The sequence below is a fragment of the Anabaena sp. CS-542/02 genome, from assembly GCF_028331085.1.
Lineage (GTDB): Bacteria > Cyanobacteriota > Cyanobacteriia > Cyanobacteriales > Nostocaceae > Anabaenopsis > Anabaenopsis arnoldii.
Window position 1 is genome coordinate 1 of the sequence record NZ_JAQMTM010000077.1, and the last position, 16,834, is coordinate 16,834.

At 43.2% G+C, this 16,834-nt stretch carries 9 protein-coding genes and 1 pseudogene; 1 reads left to right on the plus strand and 9 read right to left on the minus strand.

Annotated features, from left to right (window positions below; all coding sequences use genetic code 11):
• Window positions 1–187: 187 nt before the first annotated feature.
• The 8 genes and pseudogenes from PN447_RS08710 to PN447_RS08745 form a co-directional block, all read right to left on the minus strand.
• Window positions 188–865 (minus strand): TIGR04283 family arsenosugar biosynthesis glycosyltransferase, encoded by a 678-nt coding sequence (locus PN447_RS08710; protein ID WP_271762391.1) that lies wholly within the window; start codon window positions 863–865, stop codon window positions 188–190.
• A 170-nt stretch (window positions 866–1,035) separates the two neighbouring features.
• Window positions 1,036–2,010: a PRC-barrel domain-containing protein gene (locus PN447_RS08715; RefSeq protein WP_271762392.1), complete on the minus strand. Its 975-nt coding sequence runs from the start codon at window positions 2,008–2,010 to the stop codon at window positions 1,036–1,038.
• A gap of 58 nt (window positions 2,011–2,068) precedes the next feature.
• Complete coding sequence (gene smc / locus PN447_RS08720; protein WP_271762393.1) at window positions 2,069–5,641, minus strand: chromosome segregation protein SMC; 3,573 nt, start codon at window positions 5,639–5,641, stop codon at window positions 2,069–2,071.
• A 136-nt stretch (window positions 5,642–5,777) separates the two neighbouring features.
• Window positions 5,778–6,884, minus strand: coding sequence for a tetratricopeptide repeat protein (locus tag PN447_RS08725; RefSeq protein WP_271762394.1), 1,107 nt, complete (start codon window positions 6,882–6,884; stop codon window positions 5,778–5,780).
• 95 nt (window positions 6,885–6,979) lie between these two features.
• Window positions 6,980–7,201 (minus strand): annotated as a pseudogene (locus PN447_RS08730) (hypothetical protein); the annotation flags it as partial.
• 120 nt (window positions 7,202–7,321) lie between these two features.
• On the minus strand, window positions 7,322–8,500 hold the full coding sequence (locus PN447_RS08735) for a tetratricopeptide repeat protein (RefSeq protein ID WP_271762395.1): 1,179 nt from the start codon (window positions 8,498–8,500) through the stop codon (window positions 7,322–7,324).
• Window positions 8,501–8,723: 223 nt separating this feature from the next.
• On the minus strand, window positions 8,724–10,730 hold the full coding sequence (locus PN447_RS08740; protein WP_271762396.1) for a serine/threonine-protein kinase: 2,007 nt from the start codon (window positions 10,728–10,730) through the stop codon (window positions 8,724–8,726).
• 96 nt (window positions 10,731–10,826) lie between these two features.
• Entirely contained in the window at window positions 10,827–12,635 is a 1,809-nt protein-coding gene (locus PN447_RS08745) for an aspartate kinase (RefSeq protein WP_271730946.1), read from the minus strand.
• A gap of 303 nt (window positions 12,636–12,938) precedes the next feature.
• Between PN447_RS08745 and PN447_RS08750 the strand changes: the two genes are divergently transcribed.
• Window positions 12,939–15,143 (plus strand): HAD family hydrolase, encoded by a 2,205-nt coding sequence (locus tag PN447_RS08750; protein WP_271762399.1) that lies wholly within the window; start codon window positions 12,939–12,941, stop codon window positions 15,141–15,143.
• A 7-nt stretch (window positions 15,144–15,150) separates the two neighbouring features.
• Here PN447_RS08750 and PN447_RS08755 read toward each other — a convergent pair whose 3' ends face one another.
• On the minus strand, window positions 15,151–16,542 hold the full coding sequence (locus PN447_RS08755) for a PP2C family protein-serine/threonine phosphatase (protein WP_271762400.1): 1,392 nt from the start codon (window positions 16,540–16,542) through the stop codon (window positions 15,151–15,153).
• Between the last annotated feature and the right edge of the window lie 292 nt (window positions 16,543–16,834).

Here is a 16,834-nt window from a genome sequence, read left to right on the forward strand (position 1 = left end):
GTACACACCAATTCCCTATTCCCTGTTCCCTATTCCCTACTCCCTACTCCCTATTCCCTGTTCCCTATTCCCTACTCCCTACTCCCTATTCCCTACTCCCTGTTCCCTGTTCCCTGTTCCCTCAAACTAAAAAAAATGTACCTCACGAGCATGGGAAATGCTATAACATAGGATATTTATCAAGTTTTTATCGCCGATACCAGCGGCGAATGCGTTTCGGTGATATACCCAGAAGGTAAGCAGTAATTACTATTTGATTCAGGATTGTAGTGTAAAATACTCCTTTTTGCAACCATCTCCGCGCAGAAGTAATAACTGGTACAGGGATGATGATAATTTTGCCGATGCTTTGTAAACGACGGATGAGTTCAAAATCCTCCATGATAGGTAAATCTGGAAAATGACCAACTTGATCGAATACTTCTGCTGTTAAAAATATTGCCTGGTCACCATAGGGCATTTGACAAAAACGCGATCGCCAATTTACTCCTTTTTCTACCCATCTCAAAGTCCACAGGGTGGCATTAATCTGTAAAGCAAAGGCTCCCGCTACCATCTGCGGCTGTTGTACCGCTGTGCGGATCATACCATCAAATCCAGGGGGTAAGCGTGTATCGGCGTGGAGAAACAGGAGGATGTCCCCACTCGCAGCCATAGCACCTGTATTCATTTGAGTAGCACGACCAGGAGCAGAGGTAATGACCTTGACATTTAAAGACTCAGCAATGGTAACAGTGTCATCTTGTGATCCCCCATCTACCACGATTAATTCTACATTAGTGCTGGGTTGAGTACAAGCGATCGCCTCTCGAATATTTCCTGCTTCATTATAGGTGGGGATAATAATTGAAATTTTGTTATACACTGCTTTTGTGAAGTCTCACAAGAGGTTATTTTAGAGGATATTTAGAATAACACTTTGAATTGAAATACCCCCTTCCGTGTATGAGAGGAAGAGGGTTAGGGTTATCTACTTAATTACGAATTACCTTGGCGTAGCGCTTCCGCAGGAAAAAGGAAATATGAGCGATTATTTCAGTATCCGCCTTCTTCTTCGTATTCTGGCTGTCTTTCTTTGATTTTCTTGGGAATATTCACTGGCTTTGGTGCATCCTCCCAAGCATCGCCTTCTACATCATCATCATCGTCGTATTCGTTGGTGTAAGCTTGGGTTTCATATCTGGGTTTAGGTGGCTCTTGATATCTATCCCTAGGAGTAACTTCACTCCAGTTATCTTCCTCGTCTTCTTCGTATGGAATAGATTCGTACTGTTGGGCCCGCATGACTTGACGACGGGGAATTTCTTCTTCCACATAGTCTTGACTCCATTCCTCCTGTTCCACAGGTTCAGGAGCGCGAACTCTGGTTTTAGGTGGTTGTAATGGTACTCCGCTAGGTAGCTGATTCGTTGGTGAAACTGTGCGGGGAATATAGCCATATTCCTCTTCTGCTTCTCTTTCCCAGGGTGCTTTACCGATACCTAAGCGCTCTAGTACGCCCACTGTTAACTGGTTAACTCGCTCTTCGGCTCCTTCAAATACAATCAACCTACTCGGTCCGGTGCTGACGACTTCATCCATCGATAACTCGTAGGTGCTGAGAAATTGGTCAGGAATTTGGGGGACTCCTAAAGAGGCGATGACTATGGAAAGAATCCGACCAGTTTCGCCATTGAACTTGAACCCCCGCACTCTCCCTAATACTTCACCCGTTTCTGTGATTACTTCCCAGTTAATCAGGTTGCTTAAACTCTCAATCTCAATATCTTCGATCGCATCTTCGTTATCAACTAGAATTACATCACCAATTTGGTTGATAGTGTTGAGGTACATATAGCGTGGCAGACCCGAAATAGAGATCAGGCTGTCTCGCAAACCAAGAGCCACAACCTCTCTTTGATCAATATCAACCCAAAGTTGATTGACGATACCGAGCCGTTTGCCGTTATCGCGAGTAATCACCTGGGTGTTTAATATGTCGGAACGCCTAATTATCTGTTCAGAGGTCATTCTATACCGAGTCCTGATCTCGAATCCGGTTTATCTATACACTATTATTAACAAAATCTCAAGCAGATGCATTGGATGATTTTAATTTAATCCCCAATACTTGAGTGTAAGCTCCTCGTGCTTGAGTAACGCCAATAGTCCGTTCGGCCGATTCTATCATCGGACGGCGTAAACTCACAACTATAAATTGGGCTTGTTGGGCTTGTTGTTTAATCATTTTAGCTAATCGCTCGACGTTGGCACCATCTAAAAACATATCTACCTCGTCAAAAGCATAAAATGGGGAGGGGCGGTAACGTTGTAGAGCAAAGATGAAACTTAAGGCTGTGAGGGATTTTTCTCCCCCGGACATGGAAGCAAGGCGCTGTACTGGTTTACCTTTGGGGTGGGCGACTAAATTTAGTCCACTGTTAAAAATATCTTCGGGATCTTCTAGTTGCAAATAGCCGTCACCTTCGGAAAGAACCGCAAAAATAGATTGAAAGTTGGTGTTGACCGCATCAAAGGCTTCTTTAAATGCTAGTTGTCGCAATGTGGTAAAGTTTTCAATCCGTAGGAGTAATTCGGTGCGTTCGCCTTCTAGGGTCTCTAATTTTTCCGTTAGTTCTTCCAGGCGGTTCTGGGTGCGTTCGTATTCCTCTAAGGCCAACATATTCACCGGTTCCATGGCCTGTAAGCGTTTGGTTAGGCTCCGCAGTTCTTTTTGCAGTTCCTCTAAATCTACCTGGTCTGGTACTTCTGGTAAGGGATTGGGCAATTCTGCGCCGGTTTCTCGTAATTGGTTTTGCAATGCTTTCAACTCTTCGAGCCGTTTGTGTTGGGTTTCTTGGAGTTTTTCTATTTCCCATTGCAGTTGTTGTTGATGTAAAAGTTGCGATCGCAATTCTTGTTCTATTTTGTCCCGTTTTTGTTTCTCTAACCCTAAATTTTCGCTGATTTGCTGTAAATTAGCCTGGTTTTGATTAATTTCACTGCTGAGGTTAACTGATTGACTATTCAGGGAATTTAGTTGATTTTCTTGGCTGGTTTGTTGTTGCTGATATTGCTGTATTTTAGCTTCAGCTTCTTGGATGCGTTCTTGCGATCGCTGTTGTTGAGTTTGACAATTTTTTAATTTTTCTTCCGCTTCCCTTAATTCTCTCTCTTTTTGTTGTAGTTGTTGCTCTTGGTTTTTAATAGTTATTTGCATTTCTTGCCATTCTCTGGGGGTTTGAGATGCTTCTAACTCCCCTAACTCTTGTCGCAATTGTTGTAACTCATTTTCTTTTATTGGTAATTCCCGATCTAACACTGATAAACGGGATTGGGCGAGGCTGATTTTTTCGGTATTTTGGGTCAGTTGCGATCGCGTCCCATGCAATTGCTCTGTTAAATTCTTGACTTCTTTTTGCAGTTGTTCCCATTGTAACTGCTGTTCTCTCCGGGTTTGTTTTGCTTCTGCGAGTTCCTGGGTATATTGTTTAGTTTGAGCCGATAAAGTAGTTATAGACTCAGTACAACGTAATAAAATTCGCTCAATCTCTCCCAAGCGCCCCTTTAAAGCTATAGCTTCCTCAGATTCCGCTGACTCAGTTTTCCCAAACCGCAATACAGAACGCTGACTATTACTCCCCCCTGTCATAGCGCCGCTAGTTTCTAACAATTCCCCATCTAAGGTGACAATCCGATACAAACCCATATTTTGCCGGGCTGTTTGGATACTCGTAAATACTACCGTATTACCGAAAACATAACTAAACACATCTTGATAACGGCGATCGCATTCAATTAAATTCACCGCATAATTGACAAAACCGTGGGCATAACGCAAGGTGGCATCCTGAGTAAATTTACTAGGTTTTACCTTATTTAAAGGTAAAAAAGTTGCCCTTCCTGCCCGTTTTTGCTTGAGTAATTCAATTCCCGCCGCGGCGACGCTGTCATCTTCTACGACAATATGACCCAAACGCCCACCAGCGGCAATTTCCAAGGCTAACTGATAGCGGGGGTCTACCTTACCCAACTGTACCACCAAACCGCACAACCCCGGCAGTCCCGACTGTAAAATTACCTTACTGGCTTGGGTTCCCTGTACCTCCTGTTGGGCTTGGGCTTGGGCTTCAATTTTATCTAACTGGCGTTGTTTTTCCCGTTGTTCTTGTAAAAGTCGCTTTTGGGTTTCCTGTTGGATTTGTAACTCTTGTTCTGTAGCTGCGAGAGTTGCGGTTAAATTGGCTATGGGTTCGCCCCCTCCCTGAAACTCCATTTCCCAGCGACTACATTCAGCTTGTTTACCACTTAACTCCGGTTCCCAACTATTAACCAGCTGAGTTTGTTCAGTAATTAGCTGCTGTAACTGCTCATAGCGTTCCCTCAGTTGTGCTTGTTCAGTGCGTTGGGGTTCCAGGATTTGCAGTAAAGATTCAATTTGACGATTAAAAGCTGTTTGTTGCTGTACCCAAGCTTCCGAAGCGGAAGCGATCGCCGCAGCTGCTGACCTGGAAGCATCTAAAACCCCTTGGGCTTGATTTCGTGCTTCCACACAACCCAGAATAGATTCTCTGGCTAAAACCTCAGTTTGGGCTAAACTTGTTAGTGACTGCTGATATTGTGCCACATCCTGCTGAGTTTGGCTCAATTCTTGGGTTGTTTGGGTTATGGCTGCGGTTAATTCCTGTTGTCGGCGCTGGAGTTGTTTAAATTCCGCCTCTTGGGTGGCTAAAGTAGTTTGGAGCGCCAAGAGTTCCTCCTCACCCAAAGCTTTGACATAAGCATTGAGTTGTTCTAGTTGCTCCGTCTGGAGAGTAATGGCGCAATTGAGGTTATTTAACTGAGTAGTAAATTCAATATAACTGCGATCGCCCCCTTGAATTTGCGCCACCAAATTTTCTTGCTGTGCTTGAAGAGAGCGCCAAGATAAAACCGCCTCCCAGGACTGCTTACACTGAAACTCACTGCGGAGTACTTGATACTTTTGCGCCTTAGCACGGGCTTGAGATAGGCGATCGCGCTGTATAGTTAACTCAGTCTGAATAATCCGACAACTATCTTCCTTGTCCTTCACCTCATCCAGAGTTTTCTTAGCTTGGACAATTTTACGGTCAAAAGCCGCCACCCCAGCCAACTCATCAATAATTTCCCGACGTTCCCTAGCATTCATAGAGATAATACTAGTAACATCCCCTTGTAACACCACATTGTAACCCTCTGGATAAATCCGCAGGTTATTCAACTCCTCATGTAGCTCCGTCAGAGTACAAGGCTCACCATTAATATAATAGTTAGAGGTATAACTACCCTGCTGACTTACCCGCAACCTCCGGGTTACAGTCCACTCAGTGACAGCACCCTCCCCAATCTGGGTTTGTGTCCCGGATACATCCCCCGACAAATCAAAGGTTACCGTCACACTGGCCTCAATTCCAGCGCGTCCTTTAGGCTTTTGAGCATTATTCACCAAATCCGGTAACCTATCCGCTCGCATTCCCTTAGAACTAGAAAGCCCTAAACAAAACAGCAACGCATCCAGGATATTAGATTTACCCGAACCATTCGGCCCAGAAATGACCGTAAACCCCGGTAGTAGAGGAACCGAGGTAGTACCACCGAAGGATTTAAAGTTAGTGAGTTCCACGCGCTTGACGTGTACCATAGATGCTGCTTAACTGGGCTGATGTAGCATAAGTGTATCAATTAATTAAGATTTGGCAATAGGGACAAGACCATTTTTTAGCATCCTCTAGGGGAGAACCAGATTTAGGTTAAGTATGAGTTGACATTAAGCTGTTTCAGAGTGGAATATCATCCTTCAGATATTTAATTCTATCCATAGCAGTTTGATAGTCTTTTGTTTTTCCTTGTCTTTTATATATATTGGCAGCAGTCTCAAAATCGTCAATTGCACCCTGGTTGTCTCCTAACTTAGAACGAGCTAACCCCCGGTTGAAGTAAGCATTAGCATAATTAGGGTCAATCTGAATAGCTTGGGTATAGTCATCAATTGCACCCTGCTTGTCTCCTAAGTTAGAGCGAGCATTCCCCCGGTTGTTGTAAGCATTAGCATAATTAGGGTCAATGTGAATAGCTTGGGTATAGTCATCAATTGCACCCTGCTTGTCTCCTAAGTTAGAGCGATCTACCCCCCGGTTGAAGTAAGCTAGAGCAAAATTAGGGTCAATGTGAATAGCTTGGGTATAGTCATCAATTGCACCCTGTTTGTCTCCTAAGTCAGAGCGATCAAACCCCCGGTTGAAGTAAAATTGAGCATTTTGCACAGTTTCATCAACTGGGGAAACTGTCAAACTTTCTAAATAGCCCCGTAAACCCCCACAATAGAGCAACTCATTGATTTTTACCCTGGCTTTCCCCCCAGTCGCAGTGGTCATATTAGTGGGTAAAAACCCTGCTAGGACTAAATGATATTGATTTTGTGCCTCATTGACTTGCTCTTGAATTAAAATACAAACCAAAACAGCATTTTTGTTAATTTCTTCTTGACTAATTGACCATTCAATCTGATTAAATCTACCCTGACGAGCTTTTACCTGAATACCAATAGATGAATCAGCGGTGAGGGTAAAGTCTACCTTACCATCACCACCCTGATATTTTTCATAGTCAACCTCCGTGAGCAGATCACCTAAACGGGTTTTAACTACCTCCTCCCCTAGCTTTCCCTTCATGTTGTTAACAAACACCTGACGAACAGAAGAGGACTTATTTCTATACTTATCAGCCATGTCCCAGCAAAAATCCCGTAATTGCTGTAAGGAGTCACCGGTGATCAGGGTTAACTCACTGTGCTTTCCTTGGTGGTCACACTGGAGTAAATTACCGGATTCCAGTCGGTTGATGAAGTCTGTCTGTTGGGCTTGTAATATAGTTTTCCCGTCCATTAGTAAAAATTCGCCTTCATCTGACAAGGAATATTAACATCTTGAGGAGATATGCAGACGCGGGAAAAATCACAACCATCAAAAACCCAAGGGTGTCCTTGAGGCTTTTGAGCATTATTCACCACATCCGGTAACCTATCCCCTCCCATTCCCTGAGAACTAGAAAGCTCTAAACAAAACAGCAACCCATCGAGAATATGAGATTTTACCGAACCATTGGGGCTAGAAATGACAGTAAACCCCGGTAGTAGAGGAACCGAGGTAGTACCACCGCAGGATTTAAAGTGAGTGAGTTCCACGCGCTTGACGTGTAGCATAGATGCTGCTTAACTGATCTAGTCTAGCACAAGTGTATCAATTAATTAAGCCTTGGCAATAGGGACAAGAGCATTTTTTAGCATCCTCTAGGGGAGAACCAGATTTAGGTTGAGTATGATTTATGACTTTTCATCGCCGTTGCGTGAGAGCAGTTCAATTTTATCTACAGCATATTGATAGCATACTTCATCCCCTACTGTTTGATAGATATATGCAGCAGCTTTCCAGTCATTAATTGCACCCTCCTTATCTCCCATATCACAGAGGGCTAACCCCCGGTTGAAGTAAGCAGAAGCATAATTAGGATTAATCTTAAGGGCTTGGGTATAATCTGCAATTGCTCCCTGATTGTCGTCTAAGTAATAACGGGCTGAACCGCGGTTATTATAAGTATCAGCATCATTGGGGTTAATTTTGAGGGCTTGGGTATAATCTGCAATTGCTCCTTGTTCATCTCCTAGGTCAGATAGAATATTCCCCCGGTTATTGTAAGCATCAGCATCATTGGGGTTAATTTTGAGGGCTTGGGTATAATCTGCAATTGCTCCTTGGTTATCTCCTGCATCACAACGAGCTAACCCCCGATTGTAGTAAGCTAAAGCGTAATTAGGGTTAAGTTTGATGGCTTGAGTATAATCATTAATTGCGCTCTGGTTATCTCCTATATCGGAGTGAGCTAAACCCCGGTTGTAATAAGCTAAAGCATCGTTGTGGTTAAGTTTGATGGCTTGGGTGTAGTCTGCAATTGCAGCAATGGTTTCTCCTAAGTGATAGTGAACTAGACCCCGCAAGTAGTAAGCTGTGGCGAAATTAGGGTTAATTTTCAGGGCTTGGGTATAATCTGCAATTGCCCCCTGGTTATGTCCTAAGTAATAACGAGCTTTTCCCCGGTTGTTGTAAGCATAAGCTAAATTAGGGTTAATGCTGATAGCTTGGGTATAATCTGCAATTGCATCAGCGGTTTCTCCTAAGTAATAGCGAGCTACTCCCCGGTTGTTATAAGCATAAGCATCATTGGGGTTAAGTTTCAGAGCTTCGGTATAATCTTTAACCGCTAATTGCCTATTCCCTAATTTACTGTAAGCATTACCCCGGTTGTTATAAGCATAAGCATCATGGGGATTAATTTTGATGGCTTGGGTATAATCTTCAATGGCTGCGCTGATTTCTCCTAAGTAGTAGCGCGCTTTACCCCGCTGGAAATAAGCGCCAGCATTGTCTGGTTTTAGTTGTAATGCTTGATTACAATGAGCGATCGCACTCTCATAATCTGTTTTATTAAGGTATTCTTTAGCCATATCAATATACTCCTCAACTTCCACAGATGTCTAAGTTTCTAAATAACTATACAAATCTTAGCATTTTACATCAAGTCACAAAAATTACTCGTCTTTGGAAAATTAGGCTGATGGGGTGATAAAATAAACTGGAACCTCACCTGAACACCCCTGGTTGATTTGACGCGGGTATGTGTGGTATTCTCCAATTTAATTGGTAGGATGCCTGAAGTGTATCTGTGGGTTATCGCTTAGTTTGCAGTAAGTTCAGTTCTTTGCGTGCGTCACGAAGACTATTTTGATCTCCACTTTTTTGGAAAAGTTTAATAGCTTGTTCAAAATCGGCGATCGCACTTTGTGTATTTCCCTGTTTTGTGTGATTCACAGCCCTGTTATAATAGGCTAACCCATATTGGGGATTAATGGCGATCGCCTGAGAGTAATCTTTATCCGCAGCTTTGTAATTTCCCAATTGTAGGTGAACATTACCACGGTTATTGTAAGCCGCTACATCCTGAGAATTGAGTTCAATAGCCTTAGTATGGTCTGCAATTGCACCTTGGTAATTTCCAAAAGAAAGACGATGAATACCACGGTGATTATAAGCTGCTCCCCACCGGGGATTTAGCTCTAAAGCTTTATTATAATCTTCACCAGCTTTTAATCTATATCCTAACTCGCTGTGCATATCCGCCCGTTGCAGATAGGTGACTGCTTGAGGATGGCGATTAATGGCGTGAGTATATTCCCGAATGGCTGCATATTTTTGATTTTTGCTCGCGTAAATTAAACCTTTTTGATAATAAGGTCTAGCATCACCGGGATTAATCTTAATGATAGCATCAAAATCCTCCATAGCGGTTTGGTAAATTCTCAGACGACGGCGGAGAATACCCCGTTGTAAATAAGCCTCAATATAATTAGGTCGCAGCCTGATGGCCGTGCTAAAATTTTCATTAGCGCTTCTATTGTCATTCATCTGTACTAAGGCTAAACCCCGCCCATAATAAGCATAGGCATGACGAGAATTTAAGGCGATCGCTTTGGTATAATCAGTAATTGCTTCTTGGTATTTACCCAATCCATATAAAGAAAATCCCCTATCATAGTAAGCATCAGCATTTTCTGGGTTTAATTCAATAGCTTTAGTAGCATCTGTCTTTGCTTGCTGATAGTTTCCCAACCGGTAAAATGCATTTCCACGGCTCTTATAAGCCTGATAATTGCTTGAATCTAATCTAATAGTTTGAGTAAAATCCTCAACTGCAGCTTGATAGTTTCCCTCTTGATATTTTCTCAATCCCTCCTGGTATACTTGCTCAAAGTTTACTGGAGGAGCAATAGTTATCAGTGATGAAACCAACCTCAATACTGTCATTATCCCTATAAAACCTATTCCCCCTAGGATTAACCAAAGTTTTGGGGGTTGCTTCTGAGTAAATTCATGAGTTTTCACCTGCTCTATATCTTTTAAAACTTCAATTACTGACTGGTATCGCCTCTGATAGTCAAAGCGTACCATTTGATCTAAAATTTTTCCTACCTCCTGACAAATTTGAATATTTTTCCTCCGCCAAATAATTGCCCCTGTTAGCAAACCTTTCTGCTGTTGTAAGGTTGATATTTCCTGCTCTGTTAAACCCATAATTGCCGCAATGACAATTATCCCTAAAGCATATATATCACTATTATATTGAGGTTGACCGCGCAATTGTTCTATAGGTACATATTCAAGATTAGCGACAGTATTGGTTATCAGTTCGGGAATAGCGCCAAAATTAACTAAAACTAATTTGTGATCTGACTCTCGACGGATGATATTTGCGGGTTTAATATTCTGGTGAATCACTCCCCGCTCATGTGCAAATACCAAAACTTCTAATACTTCAGATAAAACACTAATTACCTCTTCCTCTATTAAAGGTATCCCCTGTAAAATCTCATTGGTTAAGGTATTACCAATAATATATTCTTCAACTAGATAGAATTTTCCATCTTCTTCAAAATAACTCACTAGATTTTGGATTTGGTCATGTTCCTGACTAAGTTGCTGTAACTTGTGTCCCTCATGGAGAAATAACTCTCGCAGCAGATTTAAATCCGGGAGAGTATCACCATCAGGATGTAGCTCCTTGACTACCAATTGACGACCGGGAACCATAGCATCTTCAGCCAAATAGGTTTGTACCTTCTCCTCTACATTCAGGACTTTCAGGATGTGATAACGGGTATCTAAAATTCGACCATTCATAAGTCTATCAGTGATTACACTTGTAATAATGCCTATTTCCTCAAAGCAATTGTAGTCATGAATCACTGAAGACCTAGGCAGATATTCAATGAATAATTAGGCGGGAACTACAAACTTTTCGGTACCAGCTAACCCAAAGGCGCTGTGAATAACCTGCAAAGCTTTGACACCATCTTCTTGTGCCACAACACAACTAATTTTGATTTCTGAGGTAGCAATCATTTGAATATTAATTTGGTTTTCGGCTAAAGCGTCAAACATTTTCGCCGCAATACCTGGTTGTCCCACCATCCCTGCACCAACGATACTTACCTTGGCGATCGCATTATCTAAGACAACCTCACCCCATTCTAATTCTCCCGCCACTTGAGTGAGCATTTTTTGTGTACTTTCCCCATCCATCTGTGAGACAGTAAAAGCAATGTCCCTTCTAGGAATACCGTCAACTATTCGACACCGTTGAGATTGAATAATCATATCCACACTGACATTATGCTGTGCTAATAGTCCAAATAACCTGGCCGCCATCCCCGGTCGGTCGGGTACTTGACGAATTGCTAGACGTGCTTGGTTCATATCGAGGGCGACACCACGCACTGCGGGAGCAGATAACACAGCAATTGCTTCTGGTTTCTTAATGTCCTGGTCTTCTGCAATTTCAAAAGCTTGACGCAGTGCAGCCACAGCGCGATCGCACTCTGTCGCATCTACTACACAACTAACTTTAACTTCACTAGTAGAAATCATCTGAATATTTACTTGTGCTGCGGCTAAAGTCGCGAACATTTTAGCTGCTACCCCGGGACGCCCAATCATTCCCGCCCCAGCAATACTGACCTTAGCAATATTTTGCTGTACCATCACCTCAGCCTCATCAGAGTTGGGGTGGTTTCTCAATGCTGGGGCGATGGCGGATGCTACCGCTTCCGCGCGTTTTAATATCGGTGCTGTGACGGTGAAAGCAATGTCATTAGTATTACCTTCATGTATAGACTGAATAATCAAATCTACATCTACATCTTGCCGGGATATTTCCCCAAATAACCGCGCTGCTACCCCTGGTTTATCGGGGACGCGCAACAATGCTACCTTGGCTTGGTCTGTATCAAACTCTACATCATCCACAGGGCGGGCAATTTCTAGATTCACCAGCGATCGCCCTTGGGGTTTAGGGGATGTTACCCAAGTACCAGGGTCATCACGCCAACTAGATTTTACCACCAGTGGCACACCATAATTGCGGGCAATTTCCACAGCGCGGGGATGTAAAACTTTCGCCCCCAGGCTTGCGAGTTCGAGCATTTCATTACAGCTAATCTCCTCCATTAACTGAGCCTCTGCTACCAGGCGGGGGTCAGTAGTTAATATACCTGGGACATCCGTATAAATTTCACAAAAATTCGCCCCTATAGCCGCAGCAATAGCCACAGCGGAGGTGTCCGAACCACCCCGACCCAAAGTAGTAATCTCCATATCTCTGAGACTAGATATACCCTGAAATCCAGCAACTACAACCACTTTCCCTTGAGCAATTTGATGACGCAGCCTTTGGGTTTCAATATGTAAAATTCGCGCGCGGGTATGTTCAGCTTCAGTCACAATTCCTACTTGACCACCAGTCATAGAAATTGCTGGCTGTCCAATTTCTTGCAATGCCATACTAACTAAAGCAATAGTGACTTGCTCCCCAGTAGAAAGCAACATATCCATTTCCCTGCGGTTGGGATGGCGAGAAACTTCCTGAGCCATTTTCACCAGTCCATCTGTGGTTTTACCCATCGCCGAAACCACGACGACCACAGAGTTACCCGCCTTAACAGTCTTGTAAACACGCTGTGCAACAGCTTGAATACGTTCTACAGAACCAACAGATGTACCACCGTATTTTTGAACTATGAGCGCCATAAGTTTATATGTAATCAATGCTGCCTACTTTGATCAATGCCCCCCAGGGGAAGCCGAGAAAGTATTGCTGGTTGTTTAGTTTATTAATATCAGAATCAGCGCCGACAAAAAACCGGTAATTTCGGTTTGTTGGTAATACTCACTCAGCAGCACCATTCTCAGACACGGTTGTTACAAATTCGCACATTTGTTTTATAATTCTTAAACATCAGCATAGTTTTGTCACTAATCTGTAGAAGTCAACAGCAGGGTGTATAAGAAGCTGTTGCAGGGCTGTAACACAGTAAAATTGAGGGATGCAAAATGTCAGATAGCCCAGGATTATATATTCTACTAGTCAGTGTTCACGGGTTAATTCGGGGTAAAAATCTAGAATTAGGGCGAGATGCTGACACCGGGGGACAAATTAAATATGCGGTAGAATTGGCTCAGGCTTTAGCGGCCAACCCACAAGTAGAACGTGTAGACCTGGTAACTCGTTTAATTAATGATCCAAAAGTTAGCTCCGATTATGCTCAACCCGTAGAAGTTCTGGGTGACAAAGCCCAAATTATTCGTGTTAATTGCGGGCCCCGTCGCTATCTGCGCAAAGAAGTTCTCTGGCCGCATTTAGATAATTTTGCCGATGAATTACTCAAGCACCTGCGCCAAGTGGGAAAACTACCCGATGTCATTCATAGCCATTACGCCGATGCTGGTTATGTAGGTTGTCGGGTTGCTGGTTGGTTAGGTGTACCCCTTGTGCATACTGGTCACTCCTTAGGACGTGTGAAACAACAACGACTTTTAGACCAGGGTACTAAAAGGGAAACCATTGAAAGCACTTATCACATGAGTACCAGAATTGAGGCTGAGGAAACCACTCTGGCCAGCGCCGCTTTAGTTATCGCTAGTACCCATCAAGAAGTCACCGAGCAGTACGGTATTTATGACCACTATCAGCCTGATAGAATGGTGGTCATTCCCCCTGGGGTAGCACTCAAGGACTTTTACCCGATTCCAGAAAATTGGCAGGAACCAGGAATTTACCAGGATTTAAAACGATTTCTCAATCATCCGGAAAAGCCCATGATTATGGCGCTTTCTCGTCCAGCAATTAAGAAAAATGTCGGTACTCTGGTGAAAGCTTATGGTGAAGATCCACAGTTGCGTCATTTAGCAAATTTAGTCCTGATTTTAGGAAATCGCGATGACATCAGTACCATGGAATCAGACCCACGCCATGTGTTTGCAGAAATTTTTCACTTAATCGACCGCTACGACCTTTATGGATACGTCGCCTACCCCAAACACCATTCATCTGATGAAGTTCCGGAACTATATCGATTGGTGGCGAAAACACAGGGAGTCTTTATCAATCCTGCATTAACTGAGCCATTTGGTCTGACCTTAATTGAGGCTACAGCCTGCGGTGTGCCAATTATCGCCACATCCGATGGTGGTCCACGAGATATCCTGGAGGTCTGCCACAATGGAATGTTGATTGATCCTCTAGATGTGACACAGATCCAGGATGCTCTGCGCACAGCACTCACAGATACAGAACAATGGAAAACTTGGTCTGAAAATGGATTGCATCGAGTGCGGGATAATTTCTCTTGGTCTAGTCACGTAGAACGTTATCTCGAACAGGTGCAGCAGTTATCTCAACGACCAGTCCAATCTCAGCTGAGTCCCCTACCAAAGGCTTTAGCAAGTGACCTCCCTGATTGGAATATCCCTGACCAAAACCGGTTACCAATCGCAGATCGGTTTCTGGTTTGTGAAATTGATAACACCTTATTAGGCGACCAAGAAGCTTTACACAAACTCATTGAGCGAGTACATCAAGAAGGTCAATCTACGGGCGTGGGTATTGCTACAGGGCGCAATTTGCAAAGTTCCTTGGATATGTTGGAAGAATGGGACTTTCCCAGACTAGATTTGCTGATTGTCTCCGCTGGTACTGAAATCTATTATGGACCCCAGGTAGTGCCAGATAGTAACTGGCAAAGACATATTAGTTACCATTGGAATGCTGAGGCTGTCCGTCAAGCAATGGAGACACTACCCGGTGTTTCTCTGCAACCCCCAGAAGCTCAAGGTCAGTTTAAAGTCAGCTACTTTATTGATGAAGTGAAATGTTTAAGCTTTAAGGAAATTATGCGTCATCTGCGGCGGCATAAGCTCCATGTTAAAGGAGTCTATAGCCATAATATGTATCTTGATTTGTTGCCTATCCGGGCTTCTAAGGGAGATGCTATTCGTTATTGTGCTTTGAAGTGGGGACTACCAATACAACGATTTTTAGTAGCAGGTGCATCTGGTAATGATGAATCAATGCTGTCTGGCAATACTTTGGGTGTGGTTGTGGGTAATTACAGCCGTGAACTGGAAAAGTTACGTGAATATCCACAAATTTACTTTGCTCAAGGAAATTATGCCTGGGGTATCTTGGAAGCACTAGACCGCTATGACTTCTTTGGCAGTCTATCTACAGCACAGCTGCATAGTCTAGCAGATCATTAGCTGATTGTCAATGGATTTTCAGAACTACTAATGTCATATCATCGGTGTTTTGCCTTTCACCACCGATAAATTCCAGAACTTGCTCAAACAAATAATCTACAATTTCCTCTGGTCCACTGCAATACCTGCAAGCGGCATTAAAAGCGGCGACAAAATTCTCTTCATCGAAGCGATCGCCACTAGCCGCCGCCGCATCAGTTAAACCGTCTGTATAATAGATGACTGTATCCCCTGCTTCTAACTGTGCCTGGGCATTTTCGTATTGGCTGTTGGCATCTAAACCAATCAGCATTCCCAAAGTATCCAAGCGGGTAATAGTTTTCGTGGCTGCGTGCCACCACAACGGAGGATTGTGTGCGGCATTACTATAAGATAAAACCCGATTAAAAGGATTATATTCTGAGTAAAAAAGAGTCACAAAGCGATGGGAATTTTCCAAATCCGCATACATAACTCGATTCAAATTTTGCAGAATTACACATGGGGAATTACCATGGAACACTTCGCCACGAAGCATTCCCCGCATCATGGTCATAATTAGCCCAGCTGGGACACCTTTACCCATGACATCGCCAATTACCAAACCCCATCCCCTTGTTTCCTGGGTAGTTTTACCATTTAGCTGTACTTGATTGTGATTGGTGGGGATAAAGTCATAGTAATCTCCACCCACACGATTAGCGGGTTTACAGCGTGCGGCTAGGGTCGCCCCGGGAATAATCGGACATTGACGGGGTAGGAGTCGCCGTTGAATTTCTGCCCCAATTTCTAGTTCTTGATCTAAGCGCTCTTTTTTCCTCAATTCTACGGCTAGTTCTTCGTTTTCAATGGCTACAGCTGTTTGATCTGCTACCAGTCTGACTAACTTTTGTCTGGTATCCGTCCAGCTATATTCAGGATCGCGGCTGAGGACGTAAAGCCAACCCCGTTCTGTATGCTTGACGAGAATTGCTGTGCCAAAGATTTGCACATCTGGATCTAAGTAGCGATGGATTTGGTCATCTAACATCCCTGTAGCTGTTGCTAAAGGTCCTGTATGAGATAGAAGTGTGATTTGACTACTAGCTGTTTCTAGAGCTTTGCGGATATTCTTACGCTGGCGGCTATCCTGCCAGTGTAGTTGCTCTAAGCGAATTTGACCATTAGGTTTATGTAGGAATAAAGCACTACCATCTGCATCTGTGACTCGAGTGGCGATCAGTGGTATCAGCTGCAAAAACTGGTTCAAATTATTGAAACTTCTGAGGGCAAATCCTAAAGAACTGAGTAAATCTTGGATTTTATTTTGTTCTCGGCGCAACCGTTCCACAAGTTCTTTGAGTGCCACAACTGGTGTGACATCCGTCTTAGCACTACTATTAGTATCAGTGGGTTGAGAGGGCAGTTGAGACACAGGCAAAGGTATGATTGCACTTAATATAGAGTTTAGGTTACTGAATAAATCAAGTAAATTGCTAGGTTATATTGGGACAAGGTGGATATTTTTAGCAATAGTCACAAGACTTAACATCGAACTAGAGAGAATTATTCTATTTGCTTATGATATCTCTAGCTAAATATTGATGGAATTTCCATCAACAATGAGTAGGTAAAAATCAGCCAATACTCTCATAACATATAAATACCCTAATTTTTCTAGAACTTAATTAGCAAATCATACATCTTTGGAGCCAAAAAAATTTTAATTTTAT

Excerpts from the sequence above, each read along its gene's own strand:
- PN447_RS08735 (WP_271762395.1), bottom strand. The coding sequence starts at position 8,500 with ATGGCTAAAGAATACCTTAATAAAACAGATTATGAGAGTGCGATCGCT.
- PN447_RS08750 (WP_271762399.1), top strand. The coding sequence starts at position 12,939 with ATGTCAGATAGCCCAGGATTATATATTCTACTAGTCAGTGTTCACGGG.
- smc (WP_271762393.1), bottom strand. The coding sequence starts at position 5,641 with ATGGTACACGTCAAGCGCGTGGAACTCACTAACTTTAAATCCTTCGGT.
- PN447_RS08725 (WP_271762394.1), bottom strand. The coding sequence starts at position 6,884 with ATGGACGGGAAAACTATATTACAAGCCCAACAGACAGACTTCATCAAC.
- PN447_RS08745 (WP_271730946.1), bottom strand. The coding sequence starts at position 12,635 with ATGGCGCTCATAGTTCAAAAATACGGTGGTACATCTGTTGGTTCTGTA.
- PN447_RS08715 (WP_271762392.1), bottom strand. The coding sequence starts at position 2,010 with ATGACCTCTGAACAGATAATTAGGCGTTCCGACATATTAAACACCCAG.
- PN447_RS08740 (WP_271762396.1), bottom strand. The coding sequence starts at position 10,730 with ATGAATGGTCGAATTTTAGATACCCGTTATCACATCCTGAAAGTCCTG.